This window comes from Martinezella rhizogenes (assembly GCF_027460065.1).
Taxonomy (GTDB): Bacteria; Pseudomonadota; Alphaproteobacteria; order Rhizobiales; family Rhizobiaceae; genus Agrobacterium; species Agrobacterium rhizogenes_C.
This window is the reverse complement of record NZ_JAPYZZ010000004.1, coordinates 65,803-84,381: the sequence shown is the minus strand read 5'-3', so window position 1 is coordinate 84,381 and position 18,579 is coordinate 65,803. Positions and strand designations below refer to the sequence as shown.

16 protein-coding genes and 1 other RNA gene are annotated in these 18,579 nt (G+C 59.9%); 10 read left to right on the top strand and 7 right to left on the bottom strand.

The features are described 5' to 3' along the window. Positions 1-11 precede the first annotated feature (11 nt). Entirely contained in the window at positions 12-1,424 is a 1,413-nt protein-coding gene (locus O8B93_RS08580; protein ID WP_269709402.1) for an FAD-binding oxidoreductase, read from the top strand. A gap of 91 nt (positions 1,425-1,515) precedes the next feature. Beyond that, positions 1,516-5,226: an AsmA family protein gene (locus tag O8B93_RS08575; RefSeq protein ID WP_269709401.1), complete on the top strand. Its 3,711-nt coding sequence runs from the start codon at positions 1,516-1,518 to the stop codon at positions 5,224-5,226. A gap of 489 nt (positions 5,227-5,715) precedes the next feature. Here the strand turns inward: O8B93_RS08575 and O8B93_RS08570 are convergent, their stop codons facing one another. The 4 genes from O8B93_RS08570 to ssrA all read right to left on the bottom strand — a co-directional run bounded on the left by O8B93_RS08570 (position 5,716) and on the right by ssrA (position 7,418). Then, positions 5,716-5,925: a ribbon-helix-helix domain-containing protein gene (locus tag O8B93_RS08570; RefSeq protein WP_269709400.1), complete on the bottom strand. Its 210-nt coding sequence runs from the start codon at positions 5,923-5,925 to the stop codon at positions 5,716-5,718. Positions 5,926-6,035: 110 nt separating this feature from the next. Continuing rightward, on the bottom strand, positions 6,036-6,239 hold the full coding sequence (locus tag O8B93_RS08565; protein ID WP_269709399.1) for a DUF4169 family protein: 204 nt from the start codon (positions 6,237-6,239) through the stop codon (positions 6,036-6,038). A 72-nt stretch (positions 6,240-6,311) separates the two neighbouring features. Beyond that, positions 6,312-6,818: an SspB family protein gene (locus O8B93_RS08560; RefSeq protein WP_006311775.1), complete on the bottom strand. Its 507-nt coding sequence runs from the start codon at positions 6,816-6,818 to the stop codon at positions 6,312-6,314. 229 nt (positions 6,819-7,047) lie between these two features. After that, positions 7,048-7,418: a transfer-messenger RNA gene (ssrA, locus tag O8B93_RS08555) on the bottom strand. A 139-nt stretch (positions 7,419-7,557) separates the two neighbouring features. Here ssrA and O8B93_RS08550 point away from each other — a divergent pair. From O8B93_RS08550 to O8B93_RS08520, 7 genes are all read left to right on the top strand, one after another. Beyond that, complete coding sequence (locus O8B93_RS08550; protein ID WP_269709398.1) at positions 7,558-7,866, top strand: DUF2853 family protein; 309 nt, start codon at positions 7,558-7,560, stop codon at positions 7,864-7,866. Positions 7,867-7,958: 92 nt separating this feature from the next. Continuing rightward, positions 7,959-8,753 (top strand): thymidylate synthase, encoded by a 795-nt coding sequence (locus O8B93_RS08545; protein ID WP_010972021.1) that lies wholly within the window; start codon positions 7,959-7,961, stop codon positions 8,751-8,753. Then, positions 8,750-9,277 carry a dihydrofolate reductase gene (locus O8B93_RS08540; RefSeq protein ID WP_269709397.1) on the top strand — a complete coding sequence of 176 codons (528 nt, stop codon included), beginning with the start codon at positions 8,750-8,752 and terminating at the stop codon, positions 9,275-9,277. Before O8B93_RS08545 ends, O8B93_RS08540 begins: the two co-directional genes overlap by 4 nt. A gap of 143 nt (positions 9,278-9,420) precedes the next feature. Further along, positions 9,421-10,539, top strand: a complete 1,119-nt coding sequence (gene hflK, locus O8B93_RS08535) for an FtsH protease activity modulator HflK (protein ID WP_006311785.1) — start codon at positions 9,421-9,423, stop codon at positions 10,537-10,539. A gap of 1 nt (position 10,540) precedes the next feature. Continuing rightward, positions 10,541-11,464, top strand: coding sequence for a protease modulator HflC (gene hflC / locus O8B93_RS08530; protein WP_269709396.1), 924 nt, complete (start codon positions 10,541-10,543; stop codon positions 11,462-11,464). Positions 11,465-11,657: 193 nt separating this feature from the next. Then, complete coding sequence (locus tag O8B93_RS08525; protein ID WP_269709395.1) at positions 11,658-13,202, top strand: Do family serine endopeptidase; 1,545 nt, start codon at positions 11,658-11,660, stop codon at positions 13,200-13,202. 89 nt (positions 13,203-13,291) lie between these two features. Next, positions 13,292-14,041, top strand: a complete 750-nt coding sequence (locus O8B93_RS08520; protein WP_269709394.1) for an SDR family oxidoreductase — start codon at positions 13,292-13,294, stop codon at positions 14,039-14,041. A gap of 24 nt (positions 14,042-14,065) precedes the next feature. Here the strand turns inward: O8B93_RS08520 and O8B93_RS08515 are convergent, their stop codons facing one another. Beyond that, positions 14,066-14,629, bottom strand: coding sequence for a GNAT family N-acetyltransferase (locus O8B93_RS08515; protein ID WP_269709393.1), 564 nt, complete (start codon positions 14,627-14,629; stop codon positions 14,066-14,068). Beyond that, positions 14,626-15,516, bottom strand: a complete 891-nt coding sequence (serB, locus tag O8B93_RS08510) for a phosphoserine phosphatase SerB (protein ID WP_269709392.1) — start codon at positions 15,514-15,516, stop codon at positions 14,626-14,628. The genes O8B93_RS08515 and serB overlap by 4 nt, the downstream gene beginning before the upstream one ends. On the opposite strand from serB, the gene miaA reads away from it, so the two are divergent. Next, on the top strand, positions 15,515-16,411 hold the full coding sequence (gene miaA, locus O8B93_RS08505; protein ID WP_269709391.1) for a tRNA (adenosine(37)-N6)-dimethylallyltransferase MiaA: 897 nt from the start codon (positions 15,515-15,517) through the stop codon (positions 16,409-16,411). The two genes, serB and miaA, sit on opposite strands and share 2 nt — an antisense overlap. Positions 16,412-16,418: 7 nt before the next feature. On the opposite strand, the gene O8B93_RS08500 is transcribed toward miaA, so the two are convergent. Then, entirely contained in the window at positions 16,419-18,425 is a 2,007-nt protein-coding gene (locus O8B93_RS08500; protein WP_269709390.1) for an ATP-binding protein, read from the bottom strand. Between the last annotated feature and the right edge of the window lie 154 nt (positions 18,426-18,579).

The following is an 18,579-nucleotide window of genomic DNA, read 5'->3' as shown; positions in this document are numbered from 1 at the left end:
GGAGATGGACGATGGCGCTGAAGGATGTGGTGGCGGGTAAGCGGAACGAAGAGGGCATCGCGTCTGTGCTTGCTGTGCTGAAGCAGCAGCTGGGCGAGAAGGTCCAGACGGGCCAGGCGTTTCGCGAGCAGCACGGCCACACCACCACCTATCTGACCCTTCAGGCGCCTGATAGCGTCGTTTTTGCCGAAAGCGCTGATGATGTGAAGGCCGTGGTTAAGGCCTGCGCGCAATACAAGGTGCCGGTCATTCCCTTCGGCACGGGCTCTTCGCTTGAAGGGCAGGTGAATGCGCCTGACGGTGGAATCTGCATCGATTTCAGCCGGATGAATCGTATCATTGAGGTGAATGCCGAAGATCTTGACGTGACGGTGGAGCCGGGTGTGACCCGAGAGGACCTGAATGTCTATCTGCGCGATACCGGCCTGTTTTTCCCGATCGACCCGGGCGCCAATGCCTCGATCGGCGGCATGGCCTCGACGCGCGCTTCGGGCACCAATGCCGTGCGTTATGGCACGATGAAGGACAATGTTCTGGCCGTCACCGCTGTCGTCGCCAATGGCGAGGAAATCCGCACTGCGCGCCGCGCCCGCAAGTCGTCCGCCGGTTACGACCTGACGCGGCTTTTTGTGGGCGCCGAAGGCACGCTCGGTGTCATCACCTCGGTGACGCTGCGGTTGCAGGGCATTCCGGAAAAGATCGCCGGAGGCGTTTGCACCTTCGATAGTATCAAGGCGGCTTGCGATGCCGTCATCATGACGATCCAGATGGGCGTTCCGGTCGCCCGCATCGAATTGCTTGATGAGGTGCAGGTGCGCGCCTGCAATGCCTATTCCGGCCTGAACTACGCGGAGAAGCCGACGCTCTTCGTGGAGTTCCACGGCACCGAGGAGACGGCGGCGCTGCAATCGCAGCAATTCGCCGAGATCGCGGCCGAATGCGGCAGCATCGATTTCCGCTGGACGAGCGATGCCGCCGAGCGCAACAAGCTCTGGAAGGCGCGGCATGATGCCTATTGGGCAGCGCGGGCGCTCGCCCCCCATCTCGATGCGCTTTCCACGGATGTCTGCGTGCCGATTTCGAGACTGGCGGAGTGTGTGGTGGAAACGCAGCGGGATATTACCGAGAACGGCTTTCTGGCGCCGATCGTCGGCCATGCCGGCGATGGGAACTTCCATGTGCTTATTCTGTTTGATGGCAAGGATGCCGAGAGCGTCGCAAAGACTGAAGCCTTCGTTGCCCGTCTCAATCGCCGCGCCCTCGCCATGGATGGCACCTGCACGGGCGAACATGGCATCGGCCAGGGCAAGATGAGTTTTCTCGCGGAAGAGGCCGGAAATGCACTGGATCTCATGCGCGCCATCAAAACGTCGCTCGATCCGGATAATATCTTCAATCCGGGCAAGTTGTTCCGTCTTGTCTGATCGTTCTCATATTTGATTGGTACAAAAGGCTGCTTGCCGTTAAGGCAGAAAAGAATAGGTTTGCAGCGTTCGCGAAGGGAGATGCAGGTCAGTGCTCGGGCGTATTCTGGTTTTTCTGGGCGGACTGCTGGCCGTGGTGCTGTTTTCGGCACTGCTCATTCCCTATTTCGTCGACTGGACGGATTTTCGCCGCGATTTTGAGGATCAGGCAAGCCGGATTCTCGGCAAGAAGGTGGTGGTGCATGGCCGCGTCGAGGCTAGGCTGCTGCCTTTCCCCTCGGTCACGCTGCATGACGTGCGCGCCGGAACCGATGCCGATGGATCACCGCTCATTCAGGTGGCGCGTTTTTCCATGGATGCGGAGCTGGCGCCTTTCCTTTCCGGCGAGGCGCGCATCTTCGACATGCGCATCGAGGAGCCCAAGGCGAAGATCCGGCTTTTGAAGGACGGAACGCTGGACTGGATGCGCGGCAGCCGGGCGGAAATTCCGGCCCGCACCGTGGTTCTGGAAAGCGTGCAGATCGAAGGCGGGCAGATCGAATTTATCGATGAGCAGTCCGGCCGCAACCGCGTCGTGACCGGCCTCAATGCCGACATGTCCGCCAATTCGCTGGCCGGGCCCTGGAAAGCCGAAGGACGCGCCGCCGTCGACGGGCATCCCGGCTCCTTCTCGCTTTCGAGCAGCGAGCCGGATTACGCCAATGGCCGTATGGGGCTGAGGCTCCGCCTCGTGCCGGACGAACATCCGGTCGAAGTCGATCTCGATGGCGCGATTGCGGCGACGGCGGGAAAACCCGCCTATAGCGGCTCCTTCTCCTTCAGCTTCCGCGAAGACGAAAAGCAGAAGCAGCAGGCTGGCCAGTCCATCTTTTCCTCGCCGCGCACGCGCGGCAGTTTCGAACTCACCAATGAAAGCGTGCGTATTCCGAGCTACCGCATGGAACTCGGTGGCAACGAAAATCCCTATGTCGTGACTGGCGAAGCGACGCTGGATACCGGCGCCAAGCCCGAATTCCTGCTCACCGCAGATGGCCAGCAGATCGATGTCGCCCGTTTCGCGCCGCCCGTGGTGCAGACGGGCAAGACCTCGCGCCAGCCAACTGTCTCGGTGCGCCAGCGCATCGAAGCCTTTGCCGCCATGGTGGCCCGCATTCCGGTGCCACCGGTGCCGGGCAAGGCGAGCATCAGCCTTCCCGCGCTCGTTTCCGACGATACGACGATCCGCGACATCAGGCTGGATGTGCGCCCGGATGGCAGCGGCTGGCAGGTGGTGAATGCGGTTGCGACACTGCCGGGCAGGACGCAGCTCGAAGCCAAGGGATCGCTGACGCTGCTCGGCGGCCCCGCCTTCAACGGCAACCTGCTGCTCGCCTCCAACCAGCCCTCTGGGCTGGCGAACTGGCTTTCCGGCTCGGTCGATCCGGCGATCCGGCAACTTAATGCTGCTGGTTTTTCCGCCGATGTCTCGTTGACGACGCTCAACCAGCGTTTCAATAATCTAGAGCTGGCGATTGGCGATGCTTCGCTGAAAGGCGAGCTGGAGCGGCGCTCCGACGGCAAGACCTCCAATCTTTCCATCGATCTCGCCGGCAATGAAATCGATCTCGATGCCCTTCGAGCGCTCGGCAGCCTGGCGCTCGGCGATCAGGTCGGAAGCTCGGTTCTCGACCATCGCATTACCGCGAAATTCAAGGCGGACCGGTTCAACATGGCCGGCGTCACCGCCAATCATGTCGAGACCGCCTTCACCATGGCGGGCGGGGTTCTCTCGCTTGAAAACATGACGGCCGGCGATATTGCCGGCGCGGAGGTGAAGGCAAAGGGCCAGTTGCAGGGGTCGTTGCTGAAATATGCCGGCAAAGGCACGGTGAACCTGCATGCAGCCGATATGCAGCCGTTCCTCACCATGCTGCAGCAGAAGCTGCCGAACCATCCCTTCCTGACCCGCCTGGCGGCGAGCGCACCCTGGTACGCCAATTCCGATCTTGCGATGGATGTATCCGTCAACAGTGACAATGGCGGCGCCAATGTTGCTGTCTCCGGCACCGTCAATGGCAGTCGCCTGTCGGCTGTCGCCAAGATGCCGGATTTCCTGTCGATCACGGACGATACGGCGATGTCGCTGGAAGCGGTTTTGAAGAACCAGTCGACGGCGATCCTTTTCGGGCAGGCGGGGCTTGATCCTTTGCCCTTCGATGCGGATGGGGAGGGACTTCTTTCCGTTAAGCTCAACGGTACGCTCGGCTCACCCGCCCAGACCGAACTGCGTTTTTCGACGGAACGCACGCATTTTTCGATGAACGGTTCCTTTGCCGTTGCGGCCGCCAATTTCGGTGAGGGCAGCGCGGATGTGGCGCTCGAAAGCGCCGACATCGAACCCTATCTGATCATGAATGCGGTCGGCCTGCCGCAGCTCGGTGGCGGCATGGCGCTGAAGGCCAATGCCAAGGTGGCGGTGGACGGGCAGAAGATCGCCTTTTCCTCGATCGGCGGGCAGGCGGGCGGCAATCCTTTCTCGGGCAATGTCACGGTCCAGCGCGCCGCACCGCATCCGGTTACAGGCGATCTTGCGGTCAGAACGGCCGATCTCGCCTGGCTGGGAGATGCGATCTACGGGCCGGTGATCGACCCGGAAACCGGCGCGCTGAATGCCAAGCCTCTTGCCATGCCCGCATTCCCGCAGCTCAAGGCCTCGCTTGCCCTGAAAGCGGAGAGCTTCGAAGCCGGCCACTTCGGGACGGTCACGGGTGTTTCGGCCAAGCTCACGCATGATGCCGGCAGTCTCTCGCTCGATGACGTTGCCGGTACCTTCATCGGCGGCAAGCTGACCGGGCGGCTTGCCATGTCCACGGGCGAGGGTGCGGGCATTTTCCGCAGTAAGATCGCGGTGACCGACGCCAATCCGGAGCCGGTCCTGTGGGCCAATGCCAACGGGCCTGTTGCGACAGGCCGGGTCGCTATTGATCTCACGGCCGAATCGACCGGCAAAAGTGTCGGCGAAATGCTGAAATCGGCTGGTGGTTCGGGCGAAATCCGGGCCGGCGGTCTTGTGCTGAAGGGACTTAATCCCGGTGCCCTGCCGTCTATCCTGCAGGCGGCCGATGGTCTGCAGCAGCCGATCGATGCGCCCAAGGTGCGGCCGCTGGTGGATCAGAGCCTGTGGCAGGGTGAAATCGCGCTCGGAGATGTGGCTTTGCCATTTTCGTTGAATGGCGGCGCGCTTCATTTCAACAATCTGCGTGCGGGGATCGATCCGGTGACGCTGACCGCCGATGCGACTGTCGATATCGCCGCCTCGACTGTCAATGGTGACCTCGATCTCCTGTTCAATCCCGGCACCGAAACGGTTGCCGGTGCCGAACCGTCCGTGCGTCTCAACTATAACGGCCCGCTTGCCACGCCGGCTTTGACGACCGATGTCTCCGCGCTCAGCAATTACCTGTCACTTCGGGCTTTCGAAAAGGAACGGCGGCGGGTGGAAGCCATGCAGGCCAGCGTTCTTGAGAAGCAGCGCCTGCGCCGCGAAGTGGCGCTCTATCGCTCCCAGGCGTCAGAACGGCAGGCCGAGAAGGAACGGGCCGAGGCGGAAGCCAAGGCCAAGGCCAAGGCTGAGGAAGAGGCGCGTTTGAAGGCCGCGGCCGAAGAACGCCTGCGCCAGGAAAAGGAACAGCAGGAGCGGTTGCAACAACAGCAACAGCAGCAGCCGGCACCCGAGCGGCAGTCCGCACCGGCTCTGGTGGTGCCGCCGACGGAAGATGCCATCCGGCAGCTGGCGCCGGAAAATGCACCCGCCACTCCGTAAGCTCAGCGACAGGAAAGCCGGTCGCTCTTCAATTTCGTCGAAGATCGCGCCAAACTCTCCAACCTCATCATCGAGCTTGTCCCTGTTATCAGCGACCGATTGATTTTATTCGACGTGATCAGGTCCTCAGCACAGGGTCGAGGATGATGCCGAGGGGGTGTTTACCTTTCCCAACCGGCTTCACGCCTCAATCAAAATTTAAACCTGATAACAGTGGCTTTGCCTGGGGATTGATGGCAATCCTCGTTTCCGGAGACGGCAGAAGCCATGTGTCGCCTCATGATGGAGGGGGACTAGACAGTCTGAGAACAATAGTTGGAGGCAAGGCTACGCAATACGGGAATGCCTTGCAACGCAGACTAGGCCGCCAATGTTTAATGAATGCTTTCACGGCGTTATGAGTTTTCGGCGGAAATTTTTGTAGTCGGCTGATGAGGGGATGGTATTGCAGTCTGCGATCGACGGTGCAGGGCGACCGCGTGGTCTTGATCAGCGGGTCTTCAGCCAGTTCAACACGTAAACCCGCAGCGATGACGACAGATTGCTGTCGGCCGGGCGGTTGTCGTCTATTTCGGCAAGCAAGGCGGCGAAACTGATCTTGCGTCTTTCGGCGATGATTTTCAGCTCGTCCCAGAAGGCATCCTCGAGCGAGATGCTGGTGCGGTGGCCGTGCAAGGTCGCGGAATGTTTGCGGATCATCAGATCGGCCTCCGGCGGGTCCGGTTGGAAATCTCGATCATGTCTCCCCGGCAAGTCCCTGTTTGCGATTCTTTTTCGAATCCCGAAATCCGCTGCGGTGGGTTGGTCCGTCAGTCTTTACCGGCCCCGTCATCGCCTTTTTCGAGCCGCCCCTGATCGAGCGCCTTTTCGGCTTTTTGGTTCAGGGCCGAGGTGAGGTTCTTTTCCGTCTTGGTGCGGCCAAAAGACAGGCGGTTCTGCTCCGCCTGTTTTTCTTTTTCGCTACGCGCCTTCTGTTTGCGAAACTGACGCAGATTGACGATATCGGCCGCCATGGGGATATGTCTCCTTGAGTTTCACAGGCTAAATTTCAGAGGCCTAGTTTCACAGGCCTGGGGCAAAAGCCGTTATTGCTTCTTGCGGAAAGCATCCAGCGAAACGACGGAGCCTTCCTTCTTTTCCTCACCCGATTTGGGTGTTTCGGAAGCGGGCTTCGCCTCGTGGGAAACGGGGTAAGCGGTGATTTCCGCTTCTTCCATTTCTTCCTCTTCGGCCAGAGGCACATCGAACTCAAGCTCGAAATTGACGGAAGGATCGTAGAAGCCTCTGATGGCATTGTAGGGAATGACAAGCTTTTCCGGCGTATCGGAGAAGGACAGGCCGATTTCGAAGCCGGTTTCCGTCACCTTCATATCCCAGAACTGGTGCTGAATGACGATGGTCATCTGCTCGGCATATTTCGACTTGAGGTGCTGGGAAATCCGCACGCCCGGCGCCCCGGTCAGGAATGTGATGAAGAAGTGATGGTCGCCGGGCAGGCGGCCGGTAGCGGCCACTTCACCCAAAACCTTACGAATAACGCCGCGAAGGGCATCCTGTGCGAGAATGTCGTAACGGATATGATCCTGCCCCATGCGGTCCTGTCTTTCCCTTATTCGAACGTCTTTTCATGCGTGGCGCGGCTTGCGCGCCCGGGACGCTGTAACACTTTGAATCTTCGCGCAATCCTTGAGCCGGGATCATTTCCGATCCTGACGGCCACGCGTTGTCCAAGTATACGCAATGTCCCGAACGGCAGCAACGGAAAAGCCGATGCCGTTTGCAAGTCAGCTATCATATAATCAATTCAGGCAAAATGGAGAAGGTGGAGGTTTCTGTTGCCAGGTACCTCCGAACCCCGCCTTACGGGGCTAACCGTAAGGACTTAGAGCGGAATTCCCGCACCGCCATTAGGCAGCGAGAGCATATTCCTTAGCGTTGTTGTCATTTGCAACTACACTTGTGACCCGATAACGGCGGTATCATGCCGAGCAAAAGTTCGATCTTTACGCCCTTGTCGATCCTATTTCGCCCCCATCAAAAGCCGGCCTCGTCTTCAGAGCCCGCCGGTTTTTGGTGGAGGCGCCGGGTACCGCCCCCGGGTCCAATAGGTTTATTACACCGACCGTTTATCGCCATAGCCGGGTTGCCCCGGCAAGGCTCATATAGGCGTTTCCCTTGGCCGAGAAAAGAGGCCGATGACCATTCCATGAAAAGATTTCGCTTTTGCCGCGCACAATTTAGACAATTCTTGACGACGAGAGATTGCTGTCTCATTCTCCATGCAACCGGTCACTTGAAGCAACCGGGCCGGGGACACACGAAGGAGTTGATATGACCGACTATCTCGCAGATGTGAAGAAATACGACGCAGCAGCCGACGAAGCCATTGTCGGCAAGATCGTCAAGCATCTCGGCATTGCCCTGCGCAACCGGGATTCCTCGCTGGTGTCCGCTTCCGACCCGGAAGAGCTCGCGCGCGTGAAGACGAGCTGGTGCGGCAAGAAGCTTGGTGTCACCGATGACAGCGCCGACAAGGCAGTGGCCGCCGTTGCAAAAACGATGGCTGCGGATCGCTCCAAGTCCCGCGTGACCTTCTATTATCTGGTGGCCAAGGAACTGGGCAAGCTCCAGTCGCTTTGATCTGAGCCGGGGATAAACCCGCATTAGGTGATTGGTTCTGCCGCCCTGTGCTATTATATTCCCTTGATATCAGGGAATCGGCGGCAGAACGCATGAAACAATATCTCGATCTTCTCCGGCATGTGATGGAAACGGGCTCCGACCGCGGAGACCGCACCGGCACCGGCACGCGTTCGGTATTCGGCTACCAGATGCGTTTCGACCTTTCCGAAGGTTTTCCGGTTCTCACCACCAAGAAACTGCATCTGCGCTCCATCATCCATGAGCTGCTGTGGTTCCTGAATGGCGATACCAATATTGCCTATCTCAAGGAAAACGGCGTTTCCATCTGGGATGAATGGGCCGATGAGAACGGCGATCTCGGTCCGGTCTATGGCGCGCAGTGGCGCTCCTGGCCGGCACCCGATGGCCGTCATATCGACCAGATCGCGCTTCTCATCGAGGCGCTTAAAACCAACCCCAATTCCCGCCGCCACATCGTTTCGGCCTGGAACCCGGCGCTGGTGGATGAGATGGCGCTTCCGCCCTGCCATTGCCTGTTTCAGTTCTATGTCTCGGACGGAAAGCTCTCCTGCCAGCTTTACCAGCGCTCGGCCGATATTTTCCTCGGCGTGCCCTTCAACATTGCGTCCTACGCGCTGCTGACGCTGATGGTGGCGCAGGTCGTGGGCCTCAAACCCGGCGATTTCGTTCATACGCTTGGTGATGCGCATATTTATGCCAACCATTTCGAACAGGCGCAGCTGCAGATGACGCGTACGCCGAAGGCCTTGCCGACCATGCGCCTCAACCCTGATGTGAAGAACCTTTTCGGCTTTAAGTTCGAGGACTTTACGCTGGAGAATTACGAGGCGGATTCAAGCATCAAGGCACCGATCGCGGTATGAGTGAGCCGCGCGTCACCATCATCGTTGCGGTCTCCGAGAACGGCGTCATCGGCCGCGATCTCGATATGCCGTGGAAACTGCCGACCGATCTGAAGCGCTTCAAGGCGATGACGATGGGCAAGCCACTCATCATGGGCCGAAAGACATTTCTGTCGGTCGGCGAGCGTCCCCTTCCGGGCCGTCCGCATATCATCGTCAGCCGCAATGCCGATTACCGGCCTGAAGGCGTCGACGTCGTCTCGTCGCTGGACGAGGCCGTGAAGCTTGCAAAAACGAAGGCTGCGGAACTGGGCGTGGACGAGGTTTTCGTCGCCGGCGGTGGCGAGATTTACCGTCAGGCGTTACCCTTTGCCGATCAACTTTCCGTCACCCATGTGGCGGTAAAACTCGACGGCGACACTTTTTTCCCGGAAATTGATCCCGCCGTTTTTGAGAAAACCGAAGAAAAGCCCGCGCCCGCAGGGGAAAAGGACAATTATCCGGTTCTGTTTACCACTTATGTGCGAAGAGCCGCGGCAAAGTGAACTATTTACCCGGATCGGGTATTTAGTTACCACCTCTGCGTTGAAACGGGCGCTTCTCCTTCCTATAACGGGTCGATATTCCCGCCGCACGCGAGCAATCGCTTACGAACGGAACCGGGAGAGGCTTTTATAAAGAGGTATTGATGCCCTGGAGCAATCAGAATGGCGGCGGCGGCCCTTGGGGCGGCGGCGGTGGAGGAAACAACCAGGGCGGCGGTGGCGGCCCATGGGGGCAGGGGCCTAACCGGCCTCGCGGCGGTGGCGGCGGCAATGGCGGCCCGCCCGATCTGGAAGAGATCATCCGGCGCAGCCAGGACCGTTTCAAGAATGTGCTGCCCGGCGGCTTCAATGGCGGCGTGGTCGCCATCGTGGTTCTCGTGGTTCTGGTTTTCCTCGGCATCCAGTCCATCTACACCGTCCAGCCGGACGAGCGCGGCGTCGAGCTGCGTTTCGGCCGTCCGAAGGACGAAATCTCGATGCCTGGCCTGCATTTCCATCTGTGGCCGATCGAGACGGTGGAAATCGTCAAGGTCACCGAGCAGCAGCAGAATATCGGTTCGCGCGCCTCGTCGTCTTCGTCGAGCGGCGTGATGCTGACCGGCGACCAGAACATCGTCAACGTTCAGTTCTCGGTGCTCTATACGGTCTCTGATCCGAAATCCTATCTCTTCAACGTCGACGCCCCGGCGGAAACGCTGCAGCAGGTTTCCGAAAGCGCCATGCGCGAAGTCGTTGGCCGTCGTCCGGCGCAGGATATTTTCCGCGATAACCGTCAGGCGATTGCAGCTGACGTGCGCAGTATCATCCAGTCCACCATGGACGGTTATGGCGCGGGCATCTCCATCAACGCCGTGGCCATCGAAGATGCGGCTCCGCCGCGCGAAGTGGCCGATGCCTTCGATGAAGTGCAGCGTGCCGAACAGGATGAAGACCGCTTCGTTCAGGAAGCCAATCAATACGCCAACCAGAAGCTCGGTGCCGCACGCGGTCAGGCCGCGCAGATCGTCGAAGAGGCGAACGCCTACAAGTCGCGTGTCGTCAACGAGGCGGAAGGTGAGGCGCAGCGCTTCATTTCCATCTATGACCAGTATCGCACGGCGCCTGAGGTGACCCGTCAGCGCATGTTCCTGGAAACGATGGAGCAGGTCCTGAAGGGTTCCAACAAGATCATCATCGATGAGAAACAGGGCGTGGTGCCTTATCTGCCTCTGAACGAGATCATGCGCAACAATCCGGGCGCAGCACAGCAGGGAGGCAACTGATATGGGTAACCGTCTTACGGCCGTTCTCGTCGGTCTCGCCGTCCTGCTTTTCTTCGGTTATTCGTCGATCTTCGTCGTTACCGAACGCCAGCAGGCCATCGTCGTCCGCTTCGGTCAGATCCTCGATGTGAAAACCGCGCCGGGCCTCTATTTCAAGCTGCCCTTCGCCTTCATGGATGCCGATCGGGTGCAATATATCGAGAACCGGGCGCTGCGCTTCGATCACGACAATATCCGTGTTCAGGTCTCCGGCGGCAAGTTCTACGAGGTTGATGCCTTCGTGGTCTATCGCATCACGGATGCGCGCCGCTTCCGTCAGACGGTCTCGGGTGACCAGATGTCGGCGGAATCGCGCCTGCGTACCCGTCTCGACGCATCGCTGCGCCGGGTCTACGGTCTGCGCGGCTTTGAATCCGCACTTTCGGATGCGCGTGCATCGATGATGCAGGAAGTGCGTGACGATCTGCGTCCCGATGCGGAATCGCTCGGCATCAGCATCGTGGATGTCCGCATCCGCCGCACCGATCTGACGCAGGAGGTTTCACAGCAGACCTTCGAGCGCATGAAGTCGGAACGTCTTGCCGAAGCCGAACTGATCCGCGCACGCGGTAACGAGGCGGCGCAGCGTCGCCGGGCCGTTGCCGACCGTGAGGTCGTGGAACTCGAATCCACGGCCCAGCGGCAGTCCGAAGTACTGCGCGGTGAAGGCGATGCCGAACGCAACAAGGTCTTCGGCGCGGCTTTCCAGCGCGATCCTGATTTCTTCGAGTTCTATCGCTCCATGTCTGCCTACGCCAATGCGTTGAACGGTAACGGCACGACGCTGGTCCTGTCCCCGGATTCGACCTTCTTCCGTTATTTCAACAATATCGACGGTGCGCCACCTGCTGCTCCCTCCGCGCCAGCGCCAGCACCGGCGAACTGACAGCGGATCGAATGATTTTGGAGGGGCCGGTTTTTACCGGCCCTTTCTTTTTACTCCGTTTTCGTGCCAATGCTGTGGCTACGGGCAAGGCGTCCCCCGCCTGTTCACGAAAAGGTATTTTTACACTTCATCATTCCGCCTTATGCTTTGACGATATAAGCAGGGCATGACGATTTGAAACGCGAGGACGCTTATGGCCGTGACCCTTCTTTCGCCTTTTCGCAGCAGCATTGCCGCAGTCGCGGGCATCGCGCTTGTGGCGGGCAGCCTTTCGGCGCCGGTTGCGGCAAGAGCTCAGAGCCATGGGCCGGAATCGGTGGCCGATCTTGCCGAGCCGCTGCTCGATGCGGTGGTGAATATTTCCACGTCGCAGAACGTCAAGACCGAGGGCAAGGGCCCTGTTCCGCCAAAGCTGCCGGAAGGCTCGCCCTTCCAGGAATTCTTCAAGGATTATTTCGACAGCCAGAAGCCGGAAGGTGGCGAAAAGGTCAATTCGCTCGGGTCGGGTTTCGTGATCGATCCGGCGGGTTATGTGGTGACCAACAACCACGTCATCGAGGGTGCTGATGCCATCGAGGTGATTTTCCCGAACGGCTCGAAGCTCAAGGCGACGCTTGTCGGCACCGATACCAAGACCGACCTTTCGGTCTTGAAGGTGGAGCCGAAAACGCCGCTGAAGGCCGTCAAGTTCGGCGATTCGCGCAGCATGCGCATCGGCGACTGGGTGATGGCCGTCGGCAATCCCTTCGGGCTTGGTGGATCGCTGACCGTGGGCGTCATTTCTGCGCGCGGCCGCAATATCAATGCTGGCCCCTATGACAATTTCATCCAGACGGATGCGGCCATCAACAAGGGTAACTCCGGTGGGCCGCTTTTCAACATGAAGGGTGAGGTGATCGGCATCAATACGGCGATTATTTCCCCGAGTGGTGGTTCGATCGGTATCGGTTTTGCCGTGCCGACGGAGCTTGCCCAGAATATCGTGCAGCAGCTCATCGAATTCGGCGAGACCCGCCGCGGCTGGCTCGGCGTTCGCGTTCAGCCTGTTACTGATGACGTGGCGGCGAGCCTCGGCATGGAAAGCGCCAAGGGCGCGCTGATATCAGGCGTGGCCAAGGGCGGCCCGGTGGAGAACGGCCCGATCCAGGCCGGTGATGTCGTCCTGAAATTCGACGGCAAGGATATCCATGAAATGCGCGATCTCCTGCGCATCGTGGCGGAAAGCCCTGTCGGTAAGGAAGTCGATGTTGTCGTTTATCGCGACGGCAAGGAGGAGACCGTCAAGGTCAAGCTCGGGCAATTGCAGGATACGACCGACGAGAAGGCCTCGACCGACGACCAGCAGGGTGAAGACGGTGATGGCAGTATGGTCGTCCCCGAAGACAAAGACGGTGGCGACGATCAGGCGCAGGACCAGACACCTGAAGTGCGCGAAGCACCGCAGACCGTGCTCGGCATGAATCTGGTGGTGCTGAGCAATGAGCTGCGCACGGAAAAGGGCATTGCCGAAAGCGTGGAAGGCGTGCTTGTCGCAAGCGTCGATCCCGGTTCTCCCGCCGAACAGAAGGGCATGAAGGCCGGCGACGTCATTGTCGAGGTCGGACAGGATTTCATGGAAGTGCCCGGCGACGTGCTGGTGCGTGTGAACGGCCTGAAGTCCGAAGGCCGCAAGAATGCGCATATGATGGTGGCGGATGCACAGGGCAATCTGCGCGTGGTGGCGCTGCCGCTGGAATAAACGCTTTTCGCCCGATCCGTCAGGAATCGGGTGGTTGCGGCCCCGTCGGGTCCCTATCCCTTGGTCTTCATCAAACGGAGGCCAAGGATATGAAATTACTCGAAAACAAGGTTGCCATCATCACCGGCGCGTCATCCGGCATCGGCCGGGCGACGGCGATGCTGTTTGCCACGCAAGGCGCGGCAGTCGTCATCAATGCGCGCGGTGAAAAGGCGCTGCAGGAGGTTGCAGCCAACATTCGTGATGCCGGCGGCCGTGTCCATGCGGTTGCGGGCGACGCCGGTGTTGCGGAAACCCATTCCCGGTTGGCGGATGCGGCCGTGGGCGTTTTCGGTGGCCTTGATATCGCCATCAACAATGCCGGGGCGGTGGGGGCCATGAAGCCGCTGGCGGAGATTTCGCCCGAGGAGTGGGATCACGTGCTCAACGTCAATCTCACCTCCGCCTTCCTTGGCGCTCTTTACCAGATTCCGCCGATGTTGAAGCGGGGTCGTGGTTCGATCGTCTTTACGTCAAGCTTCGTTGGCACCAGTGTCGGCATACCCGGTATGGCGGCTTATGGAACGGCGAAGGCCGCGTTGATGGGACTGGTGAAAGGCATTACCGCCGACTATGCCGTCAGCGGTATCCGCGCGAATGCTCTTCTACCCGGCGGTGTCGATACGCCGATGGCTGGAGATGCGGCGCAGAAGGAATGGGCTGCCGGCCTGCATGCGATGAAGCGCATTGCAGAACCTGAAGAAATTGCGCAGGCCGCTCTTTTCCTCGCGAGCTCGATGGCAAGCTTCGTCGCCGGGGCTGCGCTGTTTGCCGATGGCGGCAATGCCGCGGTGAAATGACCTTTCGAAAGTGGCGGGCAGGCCTTATCGCGCCCGCCATTCCTCCAGCGTGAGCGCATAGGTGACGTGGGGCCGCAGATGCGGGTGCGTTTCTTCCGGCACGCGCGGATGGTCGAAATCGCGGGAAGGGTCACGCTTCAAGCCGATGCGTTCCATGACCGCCGTCGAACGATGGTTGTCGTGCACGGCGAAGGAGACGATTTCCGGCGTCTCCTTTTCATCGAAAGCCATGACGAGCAGCGATTGCGCGGCTTCGGTAACATAACCATGCCCCCAGAAGCGGGTGGCGAGACGCCAGCCGATTTCCATCGTGCCGAGCGGGAAGGGCGGGTCGAGGTTCATGACGGGGGATATGCCGCAGAAGCCCATGACTTCGCCGGTCTCGCGCAGTTCCATGGCGTAGAAGCCATAACCGCTGCCGCGGATCATGCCATTGATGGTTTCCAGCACGGCGTCCGCTTCCGCATGGCTGCGGCGGAAGGGGAAAAATTCCATGACCTTTGCGTCGGCGTTGATCTCGCGAAAGAGGTCGCGGTCGCTCTCCTTCCACTCGCGCAGAATGAGTCGTTCTGTCTCACGGATGATCATGGAGTGACAAAATCCGTCTTGCGATAACCCTGGATGTAGAGAAGTGCGGTCAGGTCGCCATGGTCGATGCGCATCTGCGCTTCGGCGGCGACGGCGGGCTTGGCGTGGAGGGCAACGCCTGCGCCGGCCACATGCAGCATGCCGAGATCATTGGCGCCATCGCCGACCGCCATCGCCTCTTCCGGTGAAATGCCAAGCTTTGCGGCAATATCGTTCAGCGCGTCCACCTTGGCCTGTTTGCCGAGAATGGGTTCGGCAACGGTGCCGTCAAGCTCGCCATTGGCTTCGCCGAGCAGATTGGCGCGGTTCTCATCGAAACCGAGCATAGCAGCGACGCGGCCGGTGAAGACGGTGAAGCCGCCGGAAACAAGCGCCGTGTAATAACCCTTCGCCTTCATGGTGGCGATCAGTTCCTTGCCGCCTGATGTCAGCGTGATGCGCTTTTCGATGACCTCATCGATGACAGAGACCGGCAGGCCCTTCAGCAGCGCCACGCGCTCACGCAGAGCCGGCTCAAAAGCGATCTCGCCATTCATGGCGCGGGCGGTGATGGCGGAGACCTTGTCCTTCAGCCCGACTTCGGCCGCCAGTTCGTCGATGCATTCCTGGCCGATCATGGTCGAATCCATGTCGGCGATCAGCAGCTTCTTGCGCCGCTGGTCCTGTTCCTGGATGACGATATCGATGGGTTTTCCGATAAGCGCGGCTGCAATCGTGCTGCGTGCCTGTTTGGCTGCGGTGCCGGAGGGCAGGGCGATATCGCAGGCGATGCCATCGGCCAGCCAATAAAGGCCCGATGCATTGACCGCCTTTGCGGCGGCTTCGCCGAGGGCCGGGGTCAGAACAGGATTTGACGGATTGGCGATAAGCGTGGCAACCAGAGCCATGATGAAAAACCTTGATCAGAATTTTGATGCGATCCTGATAACCGGCCCGACGGCAAGCGGCAAGTCCGCGCTTGCGCTTCGCTTAGCGCGGGAGCGGAATGGCGTCGTCATCAATGCCGACAGCATGCAGGTTTATGACACGCTGCGGGTGCTGACCGCCCGGCCTTCCGACGACGAAATGGAGGGCGTGCCGCATTGTCTCTATGGCCATGTGCCTGCCAGCAGCGCCTATTCGACCGGCGAATGGCTGCGGGATGTTTCCGGCCTGCTTTCGGATCTGCGCGGTGAGGGGCGTTTTCCTGTTATCGTTGGCGGCACAGGGCTTTATTTCAAGGCGCTGACCGGCGGCCTCTCCGATATGCCCGCCATTCCCGATGGCATCCGCGAGGGGCTGCGCGCCCGGCTGATCGAAGAGGGGGCGGCAAAGCTTCACGCCGAATTGGTAAGCCGCGATCCGTCCATGGCTGAGACGCTGCAGCCGGGAGACGGACAGCGTATCGTCCGGGCGCTGGAAGTGCTCGAGGCGACGGGAAAATCGATCCGCGATTTCCAGCGCGCCAGCGGCCCGATGATTATCGATCCCGAACGGGCGCAGAAATTCGTCGTCCTGCCGGAGAGGCCGGTGCTGCATGACCGTATCAACCGCCGTTTTGAGGCGATGATGGACAGTGGCGCGGTGGAGGAGGTGCAGGCACTTCTCGCGCTTGATCTCGCGCCCGACGCAACGGCGATGAAGGCGATCGGCGTTGCCCAGATTGCCGATATGCTGGCCGGGCGCATGGGTGCGGCGGAGGTAATCGAAAAATCGGCGGCTGCGACCCGTCAATATGCCAAACGGCAGATGACCTGGTTCCGTAACCAGATGGGTGACGACTGGACGCGCATCCAGCCGTGAAAGGGGCCTAATCCTTGCGGTAGAGACTGCCGAGCGGTTTTTTCAACAGGCTTTCGCGCAGCGAAGGGCGCGTCTCGCCGGGCGGCGGACCATTTTGCGCCTGCATCTGGAAACCGGCCTTGCGCAATTCATTGACGGCGCCGGAGGTGGCATCCGTTGACGCCGTATTGGATGGCGCAGATGGCGTACGCCCGGGCAGCATATCCGGGCGGTAGGGTTCATATCCCTCCGTTGCGGGCGCCCCCAATTCCCGCTTCCAGCGGTCGATATCGTCTGTCGCCGGAAATACGGCCGGTTCCGACAGATCGGAAAAAGCCGCTTCCACGCTTTGCTGGAAGCCGGTGATAACGGGCTTGGCCGTGGCGCGCATGCGGGTGACGATGCTGTTCAAGTCGACCGTATCAGGGGTTTCATGGTTTGCATGGCTGGTGATGCCGCTTGCCTTCGGCAGCTTGGCCGTGGCCACACGGTCGAAGCGCATGCGCATCGGCACATTTACGGCCTCGCCAAAGGCGATGGCCTCACCATTGCCGATGGAAGAGAGAAAGCTTGTGGTTGAGGTCGATGCGTTCGGCACGGCGGAGAGAATGATCTTCTGGTCGATCTCGTTCGACAGCCGCATGGCGAACAGGGTCGAGCATTGCGACAGGATGGTCTGGTCCAGCTCGCTTGGCCGCTGACTGATGACACCGAGTGAGATGCCGTATTTGCGGCCTTCCTTGGCGATCTGGGCGATGGATTGCCGGGTGGGGAAGAAGCCGCGCTCGGGGTCGGCCGGAACATAACGATGTGCTTCTTCGCAGACGACGAGCATATGCAGCGAACCGCGCGCCAGCACCGCCATTTCGAAGGACATGCGGCAGAGCACCGAGACCACCGAATTTACCACTTCGGAGGGGATGCCGGACAGCTGGAAAACCGAAATCGGCTTGCCGTCCCCGGGGATGCGGAAGATATGCGCGACCGTCTCCAGAATATTGTCGCTGATCGTATTACTCGAGAACATGAAATTATAGCGCGTATCGTTCACTGCCGAGAGGATGCGGCCCTTCAGCGTGCGCAAGGCGGGTTTTTCGCCGCGGCCTTCCAGCCGGCCGATGCGCTCATCGATGAGTGCGAGGAGATCGGCGATGCGGTAGGGCACCGGCGTATCTGGTGTGATCGCGCTCTTGTCGGATGTGCGGCGGACAGTGGAACCTTCGGTGCCGCGAAATGCCTTTTTCGCTTCGGGAATGAGGTCGCGGAGGAAATCCATCTCTTCCGGCACGGGCTTGCGGCCGCGGAAAATCACCTCGGCAAATTCCTCGAGCCGCATCAGCCAGAAGGGAAGGTCCAGCGTATCGGTATCGATGACGACGGAATGGTCGGGAAAAGCGGCCGCGAATTCATTATGCGGATCAAGAATGAGCACGCGCAGTTTCGGGTCGGTCTCGATCGCCTTGTTCAGAAGCAGCGAAACGGCGGTGGTCTTGCCCACGCCCGTCGATCCGACGACGGCGAAATGTTTGGCAAGCATCTGCGGAATGCTGATGGCCGCGTTGATCGTGTCGTCCTGCGTCAGCTTGCCGATGACACAGGCATCGCGTTTGCCGCTGTCGTAAATCTTGGCAAGATCGCTGGTGCGGATGCGGTGCGCCACCGCGCCGAGATAAGGGTAACGGGAGATACCGGTGGAAAAACGTTCGCTGCCGTCTTCGGTGCGATAAACTTCACCCACCAGTTCCACGTCGATCAGCAGCCTGTTTGGCCTGTCCGCTGCCCAATGGTCCTCGCCGGTGCGCATGGAAAAGACCAGCGCAGTGACACGGCTCGTGCCCATTTCGATGGAGATCAGGCGTCCGACGGACCAGAGCTGTGACACATCGGTGGAGCCGGGTTCTGTTTCGGCGGCAATGGTGGCGTTGGCGCCGTTACAGGCGATGACGCGGCCCAGCATGCGGTTTGCCGGTTGCTCGCCGGATCGCCGTTCGTTTTCGTCTATGCGGGTCGCGTTATGAGACGTGTCGTTATTCACATTTTTTCCCGGTACATGCGGATGATCGCGGTGGTTCGGGCAGCATCTGCTATCTCGGTATAAAAGATTATGCTTAACAACAGGTGTACCGACTGCGTTCGAAAATTTCGCGGAAGCCCGCTTTCGGGTAATAAAAGAAGGCGGCGGTGATTTT

Coding starts and splice junctions, on each gene's coding strand:
- O8B93_RS08580 (WP_269709402.1), top strand. CDS start 12: ATGGCGCTGAAGGATGTGGTGGCGGGTAAGCGGAACGAAGAGGGCATC.
- O8B93_RS08570 (WP_269709400.1), bottom strand. CDS start 5,925: ATGATCCGCAAACATTCCGCGACCTTGCACGGCCACCGCACCAGCATC.
- O8B93_RS08565 (WP_269709399.1), bottom strand. CDS start 6,239: ATGGCGGCCGATATCGTCAATCTGCGTCAGTTTCGCAAACAGAAGGCG.
- O8B93_RS08560 (WP_006311775.1), bottom strand. CDS start 6,818: ATGGGGCAGGATCATATCCGTTACGACATTCTCGCACAGGATGCCCTT.
- O8B93_RS08550 (WP_269709398.1), top strand. CDS start 7,558: ATGACCGACTATCTCGCAGATGTGAAGAAATACGACGCAGCAGCCGAC.
- O8B93_RS08545 (WP_010972021.1), top strand. CDS start 7,959: ATGAAACAATATCTCGATCTTCTCCGGCATGTGATGGAAACGGGCTCC.
- O8B93_RS08540 (WP_269709397.1), top strand. CDS start 8,750: ATGAGTGAGCCGCGCGTCACCATCATCGTTGCGGTCTCCGAGAACGGC.
- hflK (WP_006311785.1), top strand. CDS start 9,421: ATGCCCTGGAGCAATCAGAATGGCGGCGGCGGCCCTTGGGGCGGCGGC.
- hflC (WP_269709396.1), top strand. CDS start 10,541: ATGGGTAACCGTCTTACGGCCGTTCTCGTCGGTCTCGCCGTCCTGCTT.
- O8B93_RS08525 (WP_269709395.1), top strand. CDS start 11,658: ATGGCCGTGACCCTTCTTTCGCCTTTTCGCAGCAGCATTGCCGCAGTC.
- O8B93_RS08520 (WP_269709394.1), top strand. CDS start 13,292: ATGAAATTACTCGAAAACAAGGTTGCCATCATCACCGGCGCGTCATCC.
- O8B93_RS08515 (WP_269709393.1), bottom strand. CDS start 14,629: ATGATCATCCGTGAGACAGAACGACTCATTCTGCGCGAGTGGAAGGAG.
- miaA (WP_269709391.1), top strand. CDS start 15,515: ATGATGAAAAACCTTGATCAGAATTTTGATGCGATCCTGATAACCGGC.
- serB (WP_269709392.1), bottom strand. CDS start 15,516: ATGGCTCTGGTTGCCACGCTTATCGCCAATCCGTCAAATCCTGTTCTG.